Origin of the sequence: Pseudomonas mendocina (assembly GCF_900636545.1) — a bacterium.
In the GTDB taxonomy this organism is placed as follows: Bacteria; Pseudomonadota; Gammaproteobacteria; order Pseudomonadales; family Pseudomonadaceae; genus Aquipseudomonas; species Aquipseudomonas mendocina.
The window spans coordinates 4,185,613-4,197,709 of record NZ_LR134290.1 but is presented as its reverse complement, the minus strand read 5'-3'; the positions used below and the strand labels follow the sequence as shown (position 1 = coordinate 4,197,709).

General features: G+C 64.2%; 14 protein-coding genes and 1 riboswitch. Of the genes, 5 read left to right on the top strand and 9 right to left on the bottom strand.

The window, feature by feature from the left end; all coding sequences use genetic code 11:
- Nucleotides 1–31 precede the first annotated feature (31 nt).
- Nucleotides 32–234: riboswitch (cobalamin riboswitch) on the top strand.
- Nucleotides 235–286: 52 nt separating this feature from the next.
- Complete coding sequence (locus EL191_RS19535; protein ID WP_013717145.1) at nucleotides 287–967, top strand: energy-coupling factor ABC transporter permease; 681 nt, start codon at nucleotides 287–289, stop codon at nucleotides 965–967.
- A 9-nt stretch (nucleotides 968–976) separates the two neighbouring features.
- On the opposite strand, the gene EL191_RS19530 is transcribed toward EL191_RS19535, so the two are convergent.
- The gene (locus EL191_RS19530; protein ID WP_041980612.1) at nucleotides 977–1,699 is read right to left on the bottom strand and encodes a hypothetical protein; all 723 of its coding nucleotides are present in this window, start codon (nucleotides 1,697–1,699) and stop codon (nucleotides 977–979) included.
- Between the two features lie 121 nt (nucleotides 1,700–1,820).
- Between EL191_RS19530 and amn the strand changes: the two genes are divergently transcribed.
- Complete coding sequence (gene amn, locus EL191_RS19525; RefSeq protein ID WP_041980614.1) at nucleotides 1,821–3,293, top strand: AMP nucleosidase; 1,473 nt, start codon at nucleotides 1,821–1,823, stop codon at nucleotides 3,291–3,293.
- Between the two features lie 104 nt (nucleotides 3,294–3,397).
- Nucleotides 3,398–4,207 (top strand): hypothetical protein, encoded by an 810-nt coding sequence (locus EL191_RS19520; RefSeq protein ID WP_041980615.1) that lies wholly within the window; start codon nucleotides 3,398–3,400, stop codon nucleotides 4,205–4,207.
- A 2-nt stretch (nucleotides 4,208–4,209) separates the two neighbouring features.
- Here EL191_RS19520 and EL191_RS19515 read toward each other — a convergent pair whose 3' ends face one another.
- A complete protein-coding gene (locus tag EL191_RS19515; RefSeq protein WP_041980617.1) occupies nucleotides 4,210–5,181 on the bottom strand; it encodes a threonine dehydratase in 972 nt (323 codons plus the stop codon).
- Between the two features lie 80 nt (nucleotides 5,182–5,261).
- On the opposite strand from EL191_RS19515, the gene EL191_RS19510 reads away from it, so the two are divergent.
- The gene (locus tag EL191_RS19510; RefSeq protein WP_041980619.1) at nucleotides 5,262–6,605 is read left to right on the top strand and encodes an aminotransferase-like domain-containing protein; all 1,344 of its coding nucleotides are present in this window, start codon (nucleotides 5,262–5,264) and stop codon (nucleotides 6,603–6,605) included.
- Between the two features lie 122 nt (nucleotides 6,606–6,727).
- Here EL191_RS19510 and EL191_RS19505 read toward each other — a convergent pair whose 3' ends face one another.
- Together EL191_RS19505 and ahr are read right to left on the bottom strand one after the other, a co-directional pair.
- Nucleotides 6,728–7,174 carry an acetyltransferase gene (locus tag EL191_RS19505; RefSeq protein ID WP_013717139.1) on the bottom strand — a complete coding sequence of 149 codons (447 nt, stop codon included), beginning with the start codon at nucleotides 7,172–7,174 and terminating at the stop codon, nucleotides 6,728–6,730.
- A 59-nt stretch (nucleotides 7,175–7,233) separates the two neighbouring features.
- Complete coding sequence (gene ahr / locus EL191_RS19500) at nucleotides 7,234–8,265, bottom strand: NADPH-dependent aldehyde reductase Ahr (RefSeq protein WP_041980620.1); 1,032 nt, start codon at nucleotides 8,263–8,265, stop codon at nucleotides 7,234–7,236.
- Nucleotides 8,266–8,388: 123 nt separating this feature from the next.
- On the opposite strand from ahr, the gene EL191_RS19495 reads away from it, so the two are divergent.
- Entirely contained in the window at nucleotides 8,389–9,009 is a 621-nt protein-coding gene (locus EL191_RS19495; protein ID WP_041980754.1) for a pseudouridine synthase, read from the top strand.
- 47 nt (nucleotides 9,010–9,056) lie between these two features.
- Here EL191_RS19495 and EL191_RS19490 read toward each other — a convergent pair whose 3' ends face one another.
- From EL191_RS19490 to EL191_RS19470, 5 genes are all read right to left on the bottom strand, one after another.
- The gene (locus EL191_RS19490; RefSeq protein WP_013717136.1) at nucleotides 9,057–9,449 is read right to left on the bottom strand and encodes a globin; all 393 of its coding nucleotides are present in this window, start codon (nucleotides 9,447–9,449) and stop codon (nucleotides 9,057–9,059) included.
- An 86-nt stretch (nucleotides 9,450–9,535) separates the two neighbouring features.
- Complete coding sequence (locus EL191_RS19485; RefSeq protein WP_013717135.1) at nucleotides 9,536–9,754, bottom strand: DUF2788 domain-containing protein; 219 nt, start codon at nucleotides 9,752–9,754, stop codon at nucleotides 9,536–9,538.
- A gap of 90 nt (nucleotides 9,755–9,844) precedes the next feature.
- Complete coding sequence (locus tag EL191_RS19480) at nucleotides 9,845–10,324, bottom strand: Lrp/AsnC family transcriptional regulator (RefSeq protein WP_004424680.1); 480 nt, start codon at nucleotides 10,322–10,324, stop codon at nucleotides 9,845–9,847.
- Between the two features lie 360 nt (nucleotides 10,325–10,684).
- Entirely contained in the window at nucleotides 10,685–11,566 is an 882-nt protein-coding gene (locus EL191_RS19475; protein ID WP_013717134.1) for a cation diffusion facilitator family transporter, read from the bottom strand.
- A 3-nt stretch (nucleotides 11,567–11,569) separates the two neighbouring features.
- Nucleotides 11,570–11,989 (bottom strand): hypothetical protein, encoded by a 420-nt coding sequence (locus EL191_RS19470; RefSeq protein WP_041980621.1) that lies wholly within the window; start codon nucleotides 11,987–11,989, stop codon nucleotides 11,570–11,572.
- Nucleotides 11,990–12,097: the final 108 nt, after the last annotated feature.

Genomic DNA, 12,097 nt, shown 5'->3' with positions numbered 1-12,097 from the left:
ACCGGCACGCTGTTTTTTAGCTGGGCAGGCGAGTAATCTTGCCGCCGATGGTTCTGCGTGCACGCATGTGACGCGGATGAAAAGGGAACAGGGTGCGGCGAATGTCGCCAATGCCCTGGCTGCCCCCGCAACTGTAAGCGGCGAGCGATGCCCGGATGCCACTGACTTCGGTCGGGAAGGCGGGCGAAGTGCCAAGCCGTGAGCCAGGAGACCTGCCATCGGCAACGGGCGTTTCGCCCACCCTTCATCCGAATCGCCGCGCGGTGGGCGCGGCAAAGGAACTCGCATGCATATCGAACCCGGTGTCGTCGAAGGCGCCAAGATTCTGCTCAGCTACGCAACAGCCGTTACCGCGTTTGGCCTGACTGCCAAACTCGCCCTGGACAGCGTCCGCAACAATGGTGGTGTCGCCGCCCTGGCGCTGCGCAGCCTGCTGACCACCGTCCTGGTGTTCTGCTTCTTCGAACTATTCCCGCATCACCCGGTAGGCGTTTCCGAGGTGCACCTGATCCTCGGCTCGACACTGTTGTTGCTGTTCGGTGCCGGTGCCACCGCCATTGGTCTGGCGGCTGGTTTGCTGCTGCAAGGCCTGCTGTTCGCTCAGTTCGACCTACCGCAATACGGCATGAACGTCACCACGCTGTTGATCCCGCTGTGGGGCATTAGCCTGCTGGCCAAGCGCATCGTCGCGCCCGGTACCGCGTACGTCGATCTTTCTTACAAGCAGGCGCTGGCGCTGTCGACTGCCTATCAGGGTGGCATCGTCGCCTGGGTCGCTTTCTGGGCCTTCTACGGTCACGGTTTCTCTAGCGACAACCTGGCAGCCGTGGGCAGCTTCGGCCTGGCCTACATGAGCGTGATCCTGATCGAGCCGCTGATCGACCTGGGTGTGCTGGCCGGTGCCAAGGCGCTGTCGCGCTTCAGCCAGGGGCCGCTGTTCAACGTGCGCCTGCATCAGGCGGCCTGATCGGCGCACTCAGCGGCGGCGTTGCCAGATCAACTTGCCGGTATTGCTCTCGGTGACCAGGTACTGGTCGCTGAAACGGTAGTAGGCAGCAGGCTGATAATCGGCAGCGCCAGCCAGGCGCACCATCAGCATGTTGCCCTGGCTGACCCAGTGGCCGCTGTACTGCACCTCGCCGGGGCTGTCGTAGTTCCAGTCGCTGCCGCCGCCAACGGAGCGACTCCACTGAGTGACGCTGCCGTCGGCATTCAACTGCAGGGTCATCAGTGTGTTGAACGAGGCGAAGTCGGCGCCGTTACTGTTGATGATCTTTTCGTGCACCCAGATGCCGACCAGCTTCGGGTCCTGAGCGCCTGACGTGGACGGCTTCGCCACTGCCGCCTCGCGCTGGAACAATGCCTGACGCTCCAGTACTTCGCCGTTTCTTGGATTACGCGCGGCGATGCTGGCGTTGAGCATGGCGTTGGCGTAGTTGGCGTTCATGTTCGCCAGCAGCAGGCCCGATTGCGGGTCGCTGATCTCGGCGCGCAGCAGCTTGCCGTCATACTGGCCCTTGACGGCCAGGCGCAGCTGTTTGCCTTCCACGTACTCGCCTTCCACTGCCGTACCGTTCTGGCGCAGGATCAGCTCGCTCGGCTGGCCGTCGAGCACGGCGCGGTAGTGGCCGTCCAGTTCGCCCGCTCGAGCGGCGAAACAGAACAGGGCAAGTAGCAATGGCGTGATGATGCGGAGCATGGGGTGGCACTCTGGCTGGCTGATTGCCATAAGCCTAGCGGCGGGCCGGGCGTCGCGCGCTATGTTTTCGTCATCGTATGCAGGCAAGATAGGCGCGTACGTTCAGTCAGGAAGATGCGCCGTGAAAGCCTGCTCAGATGATTTCATCATTGCCCACACTCCCGAAGAGGCGGTCGACTGCCTTGCCGCTTTGCACCAGGAAGCCACCGGCGCCCTGAGCCACGCGCTCAAGCGCTACCTCAAGGAGCGCATCCGCCCGGATGCCAGCGAGCACTGCCTGTTCCGCTATCCCGAACTGCGCCTGACCTACCTGTGCCAGGGCGAGGTGCCGACCACCGTGCGTGCCTATGCCAAGGTGCAGGTGCCGGGCACCTACGCCATCACCGTGACCCAGCCGGCAGCCTTCCGCAAATACCTGCTGGAACAGCTGCGCCCGCTGATGAACGACTTCACCCTGCGTGTGGAAGTCGGCCGCAGCCAGCAGAACATTCCCTACCCGTACGTGGTTGAAGGTGGTGACGAGCTGGCCGGCAGCGGTGTGACCGCCGCCGAGCTGGCGCGGGTATTTCCCAGTACCGACCTGTCCGCTGCTACCGACGGCACCGCCGATGGCCTCTACGACTGGGAGAACATCGATCCGCTGCCGCTGGCGCTGTTCGATGCGGCACGCACGGACTTCTCGCTCAAGCGCATCCAGCACTACACCGGCAGTGACTGGCGCCATGTGCAGCCATGGATCCTGCTGACCAACTACCACCGCTACGTCGACCAGTTCATCCGCCATGGGCTGGACATGCTGGTGGGCAACTCGCGCTTCACCCGCATGGTGCTGCCGGGCAATGTGGTGGTCGAACGTGGCATGGCCGAAGGCGAGATGCAGGCGATCATCGAGAACGTGGTCTGGCACCGTTACCAGATGCCGGCCTACCACCTGCAGGCCGAGGACGGCCACGGTATTACCCTGGTCAATATCGGCGTCGGCCCGTCGAATGCCAAGAACATCACCGACCACCTCGCCGTGCTGCGTCCGCACTGCTGGCTGATGATCGGCCACTGCGGCGGCCTGCGTCAGTCGCAGACCATTGGCGACTACGTGCTGGCCCACGCCTACATGCGCCGCGACGGCATTCTCGACCGCGTGCTGCCGCCGAACATTCCTCTGCCGGCGCTGGCCGAAGTACAGCAGGCGCTGCAGGAAGCCGCCAAGCTGGTCACTGGCGAAGAGGGCGACGAACTGAAGAAGCGCCTGCGCACCGGCACCGTACTGACCTACGACGACCGTAACTGGGAACTGCGCTGGGCTCAGGAGCGCCCGCTGATCAACCTGTCGCGCGCGGTGGCGGTGGACATGGAGAGCGGCACCATCGCCGCGCAAGGCTATCGCCTACGGGTGCCCTACGGCACGCTGCTGTGCGTATCGGACAAACCATTGCACAGCGAGATCAAGCTGCCCGGTGCGGCTGGTGCCTTCTACGAGCGCGCGGTGACCCAGCACCTGCATATCGGCATCGCCGCGCTGGAGCTGATGCGCAGCCAGCTCAACTCGCTGCATTCGCGCAAGTTGCGCAGCTTCGACGAGCCGCCGTTCCGCTGATTAAGCAGGGCGTGGCCTGACGCACAGTCCGGTCACGCTCTGGCGGCACTGATCCTTGCTCTGGTTTAGACTCGTCCTCGTCATGGACGAACGAGACAATACGCATGGAACAGGCACGTCTACTGCTCACGGCGCTGTGGGAACCCTTCAGCTTTTTCAGTCTTTTCCTCTACACCGGCCTGGCCCTGATGCTTGGTGCGGTTGCCGGTCTGTTGCTGGCGCTCAAGCTGCAGCGATTGGGTTGGCTGGCACGCAACAACCGCTGGCACCACTGGCTGCTCAAACTCTACTTTCTGCTGTTGCCGCTGGCCGGAGGTTTCCTCGGTTTCCAGGGTGGGCTGTTGTATGGCAGCCAGCAGCAGATCAATCGCCATCTCGATAGTTACGCGCCTTTGGTGCAGGAGTTGGCCGACGATATCTGGAGTGATTTCCAGGCCTATGTCGAGGCGCAGGAGGCGCAAGGGTCGTTGGCGGTCCGCGAGGTCAGCGTGCAGACGCTGCTCAATCAGTTGGCGTTGGAGTACGTCCGCAACGAGCGCTTGCTGGAAGCGGCCGAACGTACCGAGGCATCGATGGCAGAGCGTATCGCCTTCGACCTGCTCGACCGCCTGCGTGCCAGCCTGCTAGGCAAGGCGATTGGCGAGATGGCGGTCGAGAAAACCGCCCGCTACAGCGGGCTTAACGAGAAGGTGTTGAATCAGGTGCTGGATGCCCGTATCGAGCAGCTGTTTCGCGCCGAGTTTCTGCTGGGGCTGCTCAAGCAGCAGATCGGTCACGTCTTCAAACCGCTCTATATCGCCTTGTTGATTCAGCTTGCCCTTCTGCTGGCACTGATCGCGGCGGAGTGGGGCGTTTCTCGCTGGCTACGGCAGACGCCCAGAGGTTTGCCTTCCGAGCCGCTTGCAACGGTCTGAGTTTAGGCCGCGACCGGCGCCTCGTCGCGCAGCAGCTCGGCCAGGGCGGCACGGTCAATATTGGCGCCGCTGAGTACCACGGCTACGCGCTGGCCGGCATTGAGCTCGCGCTCCTGCATCAGCGCAGCCAACGCCGCTGCGCCGGCGCCCTCGGCGAGATTGTGAGTGTCCTCGTGGTAGGCGCGGATGGCGGCGCGGATCTCCTCGTCGTCGACCCGAACGATGCGCGCGGCACCGGCGCGAATCATGTCCAGCGCCAATTGCTGCGGCTGGCGGCAGGCCATGCCGTCGGCCAGCGTATCGGCGCGTTCGGTCTGCACCAGACGGCCCTGCTCGAAGCTGCGTGCATAAGCGTCTGCGCCGCTGGCGACCACGCCGATGATCTCGGTATTGAGGCCGAGCAGGTCGCGGGTGCGGATCATCCCGCAGATGCCCGAACCGAGGCCGATGGGCACATAGACCCGGCGTAGATTCGGCACCGCCTCCAACAGTTCCAGGGCGTAGGTGGCTACGCCGCGCACCAGATCCTCATGCAATGACGGCACCCAATGCAGGCCGTCGCGTTCGGCGATGCGCGCGGCCTCGGCTCGGGCCTCGTCGAAGTCGCGGCCATGTTCGATCACTTCGGCACCGAGGGCGCGCATCGCGGCGTTCTTCTCGCGGGCGTTGCCATGCGGCACCAGGATGCGAATGGTCAGGCCTGCCGCTCGCGCGGCCAGCGCCAGGCTCTGGCCATGGTTACCACGGGTGGCGGTGACCAGCCCGCGCACCTGCGGCTCGCGGCGCAGCAGGGCGTCGATATAGACCAGCCCGCCGCGTACCTTGAAGGCGGCCGTCGGGGCGTGGTTCTCGTGCTTGACCCAGACCTCGCAGCCGGTGCGCTGCGCCAACAATGGCCAGCTCAATTGCGGCGTAGGTGCCATATGGCGGTGAACCAGTTGCGCGCTCTGGCGCAGTTGGGCGAGGTCGAACATGACGGATGCTCCGGGTGGCGTTGACCTGGATGCTAGTGCGGCGCATTGTATGGGTAAATCTTTATATTGCATGGCAAGCAATGTGGCTTCCTGATCTTCAAGACAGCTCTCTACCGACTTACCTGGCATTGGTCGAGGCCATTGCTGCGGCCATCGGTCGTGGCGAGCTCAAGCCTGGCGAACGCCTGCCGCCGCAGCGCCGACTGGCCTGGACGCTGGGCATCAACCCGAGCACGGTGATGCTCGCCTACCGCGAGGCGGCCCGGCGGCATCTGGTTTCCGGCGAGGTTGGCCGTGGCACCTACGTGCTGGCTGGCAGCCGCGAAGCGAGCCTGTTCCGGCTCAAGCAACCAGCCATGCAGGGCGACCTGATCGATCTGTCGACCAACGTGCCGGTGCATGACCCGGACAACCACGATCTCTCCACCAGTCTTGCCGCACTGGCTGCACGTGGCGAGCTGGACGCGTTGCAGGCCTACCCGTCGGCAGCCTTGGTCGAGCGCGCCCACCTGGCGGGGGCGACTTGGCTGCGTCGCCGTGGCCTGGCGCTGGCGCCGGGTGGCCTGCTGCTCTGCGCCGGTGCCCAGCAGGGTGTTTCGGCGGCGCTGCTGGCGTTGTGCGAGGCGGGCGAGCCGATCCTGGTGGAGCGCTATACCGCGCCTGGAATCAAGGCCGCTGCACGCCAGTTGCGTCTGCCACTGCACGGCGTGGCGATGGATACACGCGGCATTCTGCCTGATGAGCTCGACCGCCAGGCGCGTGCCACTGGCGCCCGTGTGGCGGTGCTGACGCCCTGTTTGCAGAACCCCACTGGCGCCAGCCTGGACGCCGGGCGCCGCGCGGCCATCGCCGAGGTGGCGCGGCGCCGTGGCTTGTGGATCATCGAGGACGATGTCTACGGCGTGCTCGGCAGTGAGGCGCCGCTGGCGGTTCAGCTTCCCGAGCGTTGCCTGTTGATCAGCAGCCTGTCCAAGAGCGTCGCGCCCGGCTTGCGCCTGGGCTTTATCGCCGGCGCGCCGGAGCTGCTCGAACGTATCGACCCCGAAGCCCAGGCAACCCGTTGGGCGGTCACGCCGCTGAGTCTGGCGCTGGGCTGTGAATGGATCGAAAGCGGCATCGCCGAACAGCGCCTGGCCTGGCAGATCGACGAACTGCAGCAGCGTTGGCGCCTGGCTGCGCGCGTGCTCGGGCCGCGCATGCCGCAGGGCAGAGCGGTGGCACCGCATCTGTGGCTCGATGGTGCGCCGCCGGCTGGTTTGGCTGAGGCGTGTCGGCAGAATGGTGTGGAGGTGGTGCCGGCAGAAGTGTTCGCGGTGGAGGCCAATCCGGGGCATGCGGTGCGCATCAGCCTCGCGGCGGCAGCCAGTAGGGTCGAACTCAAACGGGCGTTGGAGGGGATAGTTGCGGCTTGGCCGCTGGGGTAGCCGGCGTAGTCGCGAAGCAGTACGCCGTTGTGTGGACTCTATGGCGGGGGACGTTTCCTGGTGGGCTTGGTGTGCGCCTTTGCATGGCCCGGCGGGCTGTTCGCTTCGCTCCTGAGCCCGCCCTACGGGGTTGCGAGTTTCATATGCAGGATCGGGAAGGGGCGGCCGGCACCGTCCAGTCGCGAGCGATCGGTCACGACGAACCCCAGGTGCTGATAGAAGCCGACGGCCTGCGGGTTTTGCTCATTGACGTCGACGCGGGTGGAGCCCAACTCGTCGATCGCGTGAAGCATCAACCGCTTGCCCACGCCCTGGCCGTGGCAGGCCGGATCGACGAAGAGCATTTCCACCATGCCTTCGCTGGTGCCGAGAAAGCCCAGTACTCGCCCCGACTCATCGCGTGCGCAGGTCAATTGCACGGCCGGGAAATACTGCTCGCGGAGCAACGGCTTGATCACCTGCAGGTCGCTTTCGGGCAGGAAGTGGTGGGTGGCGCGCACGGCAGCCTCCCAGATTTCCACCAGAGTGGGCAGTTCGGCATCGGTGGGTGTGTCGAGAATCAGCGGCATGATGGCGGGTATCCTGAGTGAAACAGGGCGCAGAGCATGCCAGCTCCGCGCCCATGCTGTCATTTGCTCGCGTCAAGCACCACGCGATAACGCGCCTTGCCGCTGCGCAGATGCTCGATAGCCGCGTTCACCTGGCTCATGGGAAATTGCTCGACCTGCGGCAGAATCTGGTGCCGCGCGCAGAACTCGAGCATGGTCGCCATGGTTTTTGGCGAGCCCACCGGCGAGCCGGACAGGCTCTTCTGCTGCGGAATCAGGTTGAACACGTGCACAGGAATGGCGCTGGGCACGATGCCGACGAAGTGCAAGCGCCCCTTGCCGCGCAAGGTGCCGAGCAGGGCAGTCCAGTCGAGGTCGGCGCTGGCCGTGACCAGAAGGAAATCCAGGGTGCCGGCAATCGCCTTCATCGCCGCGCTGTCGGTGGAGGCCACCACCTTGTGCGCGCCCAGGCGCTTGGCTTCGTCCTGCTTGTTCAGCGACGAGGTGAAGGCCGTCACCTCGCAGCCCCAGGCGTTGAGAAAGCGTAGCGCCAGATGGCCGAGGCCACCGATGCCGACCACGCCGACGCGGTCGGTGGGCTTGATGTCGAATTCCAGCAGCGGGCTGAACACCGTGGAGCCGGCGCAGAACAGCGGGCCGACCAGCGCCGGGTCGAGGCCGTCGGGCAGCGGCACAGCCCAGGCCCAGTGCGAGCGCAGGCGGTCGGCGAAACCACCGTGGCTGCCGACGATGGTCGGCTTTACCGAGCGGCACAGCTGGTGCGCGCCTTCCATGCACGAGCCGCAATGCATGCAACTGCCCTTGTACCAGCCGATGCCGACCCTCTGGCCCAGCTTTAGCCCGCGCGCCTGCTCGCCGAGACGAACGATGGTGCCGACCACTTCATGGCCGGGAATGAAGGGATAGCGCGCATTGCCCCATTCGTTGTCGATCATCGACTGGTCGGAATGGCAGATGCCGCAGTATTCCACCGCTACTTCCACCTCTTCGGCGCCGAGCGGGCCGGGGTCGTAGCTCAGGCGCTCCAGTGGCGCCTTGGGGGCCGTGGCGGCCCAGCCGGTGAAGGTAGCGAGTTCGGCACTGTTGCTCATGGGAGGCTCCCGATTGCAGAGGTTGAGTCAGCAGCTTAGCTGCCGCTGCGCAACTGGGAAGCACCATCAGTGCCGCTGATCGTGGGTTACACTGCTTGGCTCATTTTTATCGAAGCCTGTTGCATGTCACGCCCTCGTCCTCCTGCCAATCGCCGTCCTGCCGCGCCACGCCGAGTGGCCAATGCGCCACCCGCGCAGCCGCGCCTGTTGATCCTGAACAAGCCGTTCGACGTGCTCACTCAGTTCAATGACGACCAAGGCCGCGCCACGCTCAAGGATTTTGTCGATGTGCCCGGTGTCTACCCGGCCGGTCGTCTGGATCGCGACAGTGAAGGCCTGCTGTTGTTGACCAACGACGGACGCCTGCAGGCGCGTATCGCCGACCCCAAGCACAAGCTGGCGAAGACCTACTGGGTGCAGGTGGAGGGCGAGCCGAGTGAGGAGCAACTGCAGCAGTTACGCACTGGCGTGATGCTCAACGACGGCCCGACTCTGCCGGCCGAGGCACGGCGCCTGGACGAGCCCGAGCTATGGGAGCGCAACCCGCCGGTACGTTTTCGCAAGAGCGTGCCGACCAGCTGGCTGGAACTGGTGATTCGCGAGGGGCGCAATCGTCAGGTGCGGCGCATGACCGCTGCGGTTGGCCTGCCCACCCTGCGCCTGGTGCGCGTGGCCATCGGTCCCTGGCGGCTCGATGGCCTGCAGCCGGGGCAGTGGCGTGAGTTAGCGGCCAGGCTGGATTGAGATCAGGCGTTTTGTCGCAGGGGCGGCCTTGGCGAACATGACCTGAATCAATAACCGGCCTTGATCACGGCGATACCTTTGTTCAGCACTTCACGCCAGGCCTGGCGCACATCCGCGTCGCATTCCTTGTCGTGCTCGCTGATGGTCAGCAGCAGCGCGTCGAGCCACAGGTCGTAGAGTTCGGGGCGGATGTCCAGACGCTGGCGCGAGTGCGATTCGCCGAGGGCACGCAGCTTGGTATCGGGCATGCCACGGGCGTGCATCACCAGGTTCATGATGCCCTGGCGAAGCAGCTGCTTTTGTGCAGGCATATCGGTATCGGTGAATTTCTCGCGGATCAGCGGTGAGCTGGCGAGGAAGTGCCGGTAAAAATCATCGAAAAAGGTGAGGCTGGCGCAGCAGCGTCCATAGCTCTGCATCACCAGATTGGCGGCGCTCATGTGTGGCTCCTTAAGTGGGCAGCTGGCCGCATCGAAGCGGCGGCCTGGAGACGATCAGACGTATCGTACGGGCTCGGCGATACCGCTCAACCGTGAATGCCGCGCGCGGTCTCGATGATGTAGGTGATGATCGGCTTGGCCAGGAAGGCGAACAGGCACAGGCCCAGGCCCAGGAACAGCACGGCAGTGCCCAGGCGCCCGGCCTTGGATTTCTTGGCCAGGTCCCAGATGATGAAGAACATGAACAGCATCAGGCCGCCCACCAGGACGTACATCATCAGCGCTTCGAATTGTTCGGTTTCCATGGGGCCTCGTGATTCGCAGGGAAAACGCAGGGCGAAAATTATACGCGCCCTGGCTTGGACCGCGGCATGATCCGTTTCACCCTGCGACTTTCAGTCGCGCAGGTGCTGCAAAGGCAACTGCGTGCTGGAAAGAATCTGCTGCAGCACGAAGCTCGAACGCACGCTGGAGACACCGTCGATTCGAGTCAGGGTGCCCAGTAGCAGCTTCTGGTAATGATCCATGTCCGGCACTACCACCTTGAGCTGGTAGTCGGCGTCCATCCCGGTGACCAGGCAGCACTCCAATACCTCAGGGCATTTGCGTATTTCGTCCTGGAAATGCTCGAAGCGTTCCGGCGTGTGCCGGTCCATGCCGATCAGGACGTAGGCTGTCAGGCTCAGGCCGAGTTTCTTGCGGTCGAGCAGGGCGACCTGGCCAGTGATGTAGCCATCGTCTTCCAGTTGCTTGACCCGCCGCGAGCAGGGTGAGGGCGACAGGCCGATACGTTCGGCGAGCTCCTGGTTGGACAGAGCGGCGTTGCGCTGCAGTTCGGCGAGAATATTCAGATCGTAACGGTCGAGTTTGTCCATTTTTTTATCGCCTCGTTATTGTATTGCGATGAATTGTGCTCCTTTAGTGATTTATTGCGCAATGGTCGAGTTGATAAGCAATCTTCGCAATCTTATTTCGGTGCCGCAGGCGTAAGCTTTATCTCAGTTTCACGGCCCGGACGACAAGTCCTACCGGCCTCGCCCAACCAGGTGAGCCGGCGCCGACGGTCCTACCGGATCGCACCGGCACCCGGGTCCGCACTGCCCAACCAGGCAGGCGACGAAAGCGGCGACAACATCGCCAGCACCGGACAGATTTCCCGAGGGGGCCGTAAGGCCCCTTTTTTATTGACTGGAATTTTGGCCTGAGCGCTGAGCGGGAATGTTCGGGCGAGGCGACTAGTGCTGGACCACTTCCTGCGGGTCGGCATGCACCAGCACTTCGGCACGTGGATAGTGCTCGTGGATGGCCTTTTCCACCTCGACGCAATGGGCGTGGGCCTGCGACAGGCTCATCTCGCCCGGCAGTTCCAGGTGCAGCTGGACGAACCAGCGCGTGCCGGAGATGCGTGTGCGCAGATCGTGCGCACCGAGTACCCCCGGCACCGAGGTGGCCAGCGTGTACATGTGCTGGGTGGTTTCGCCAGGGAGCTCCTCGTCCATCAGGACGGCAATCGCGCCACGCACGATGCTGATGGCGCTCCAAAAGATGTAGAAGGCGATGCCGATGGCGAAAATCGCGTCCATCTGCTGCCAGCCGAAGCGGGTCAGTAGCAGGGCGACGAGGATGCTGCTGTTGAGCAGGATGTCGGAGCGGTAGTGCAGCGAGTCGGCGTGGATGGCGGTGGAGCCGGTTTCACGCACCACCTTGTGCTGGAAAAGCAGCAGGGCCACGGTCAGTGCCAGTGACAGCAGCATCACGGCGACGCCGACCCCTTCGGCTTCCAGCGGCTGTGGTGATTGCAGGCGCTCGACACCCTGCAGGCCGATGAGGATGGCGCTGACGCCGATGAACAGCGCCTGGCCCAGCCCGGCCAGTGCTTCGGCCTTGCCGTGGCCGTAGCGGTGGTCTTCGTCGGCCGGGCGCAGGGCGAAGTGCACGGCGATCAGGTTGATCAACGAGGCCGCGCTGTCGAGCAGCGAGTCGGTGAGGCCCGCCAGCAGACTGACCGAGCCGCTCAGCCACCAGGCAATCGCCTTGGCCAGCACCAGGGTTAGCGCCACCGTCAGTGCTGCCCGGGTGGCCAGGCGCATCAGCCTGGCGTGTTGCGGGTTGTGCATGAGTCAGGCAGCCGGGCGCAGGCCGTAGGCAGCCAGTTGCTCGGCGCTGCCGTTGTGCTGAATCAGGCGCGGGTCGTCCAGCGGCAGTTGATGCCCAGTGCTGGTTTCGATCAGTGTCTTGAGCGCGTACTGGTCGACCTTGCCGTCTTCGCCGATCAGTTGCTTGAGCTGCTGTGGGTCGACCTGAACGGTCTGGCCCTCGGGCAGGTAGATGGCGCCGGTGGCGAAGTCGATGGCAAAGGCGATCAGGCCGGGAATCACATAGAACAGGATGCCGATGGCATTGGCCCCGGCGATCACTGGGTCGATCCGGCCCTCGATCTGGCCGCGGCGATCCGGGTAGAAGATAGAACCGCAAGCGCTCAGTTGAGCGAGCAGAGTAGCGGCGACGACGCCGGCGATGACACGGGATTTCGTGCGCATGAGCACCTCCAGAAAAAGTGGCGCAACTATAGCAAGGCGTTGATTGCAAAACTGCTGTCCGCTGCTTATGACTCGCGGGGTGTCTGGCAGTTCGCCGTTATAATCGCT

What these genes read in the sequence shown, in the direction of transcription:
- EL191_RS19535 (WP_013717145.1), top strand. Translation starts at nt 287, where the DNA reads ATGCATATCGAACCCGGTGTCGTCGAAGGCGCCAAGATTCTGCTCAGC.
- EL191_RS19530 (WP_041980612.1), bottom strand. Translation starts at nt 1,699, where the DNA reads ATGCTCCGCATCATCACGCCATTGCTACTTGCCCTGTTCTGTTTCGCC.
- EL191_RS19520 (WP_041980615.1), top strand. Translation starts at nt 3,398, where the DNA reads ATGGAACAGGCACGTCTACTGCTCACGGCGCTGTGGGAACCCTTCAGC.
- EL191_RS19515 (WP_041980617.1), bottom strand. Translation starts at nt 5,181, where the DNA reads ATGTTCGACCTCGCCCAACTGCGCCAGAGCGCGCAACTGGTTCACCGC.
- EL191_RS19510 (WP_041980619.1), top strand. Translation starts at nt 5,262, where the DNA reads ATGTGGCTTCCTGATCTTCAAGACAGCTCTCTACCGACTTACCTGGCA.
- EL191_RS19505 (WP_013717139.1), bottom strand. Translation starts at nt 7,174, where the DNA reads ATGCCGCTGATTCTCGACACACCCACCGATGCCGAACTGCCCACTCTG.
- ahr (WP_041980620.1), bottom strand. Translation starts at nt 8,265, where the DNA reads ATGAGCAACAGTGCCGAACTCGCTACCTTCACCGGCTGGGCCGCCACG.
- EL191_RS19495 (WP_041980754.1), top strand. Translation starts at nt 8,389, where the DNA reads ATGTCACGCCCTCGTCCTCCTGCCAATCGCCGTCCTGCCGCGCCACGC.
- EL191_RS19490 (WP_013717136.1), bottom strand. Translation starts at nt 9,449, where the DNA reads ATGAGCGCCGCCAATCTGGTGATGCAGAGCTATGGACGCTGCTGCGCC.
- EL191_RS19485 (WP_013717135.1), bottom strand. Translation starts at nt 9,754, where the DNA reads ATGGAAACCGAACAATTCGAAGCGCTGATGATGTACGTCCTGGTGGGC.
- EL191_RS19480 (WP_004424680.1), bottom strand. Translation starts at nt 10,324, where the DNA reads ATGGACAAACTCGACCGTTACGATCTGAATATTCTCGCCGAACTGCAG.
- EL191_RS19475 (WP_013717134.1), bottom strand. Translation starts at nt 11,566, where the DNA reads ATGCACAACCCGCAACACGCCAGGCTGATGCGCCTGGCCACCCGGGCA.
- EL191_RS19470 (WP_041980621.1), bottom strand. Translation starts at nt 11,989, where the DNA reads ATGCGCACGAAATCCCGTGTCATCGCCGGCGTCGTCGCCGCTACTCTG.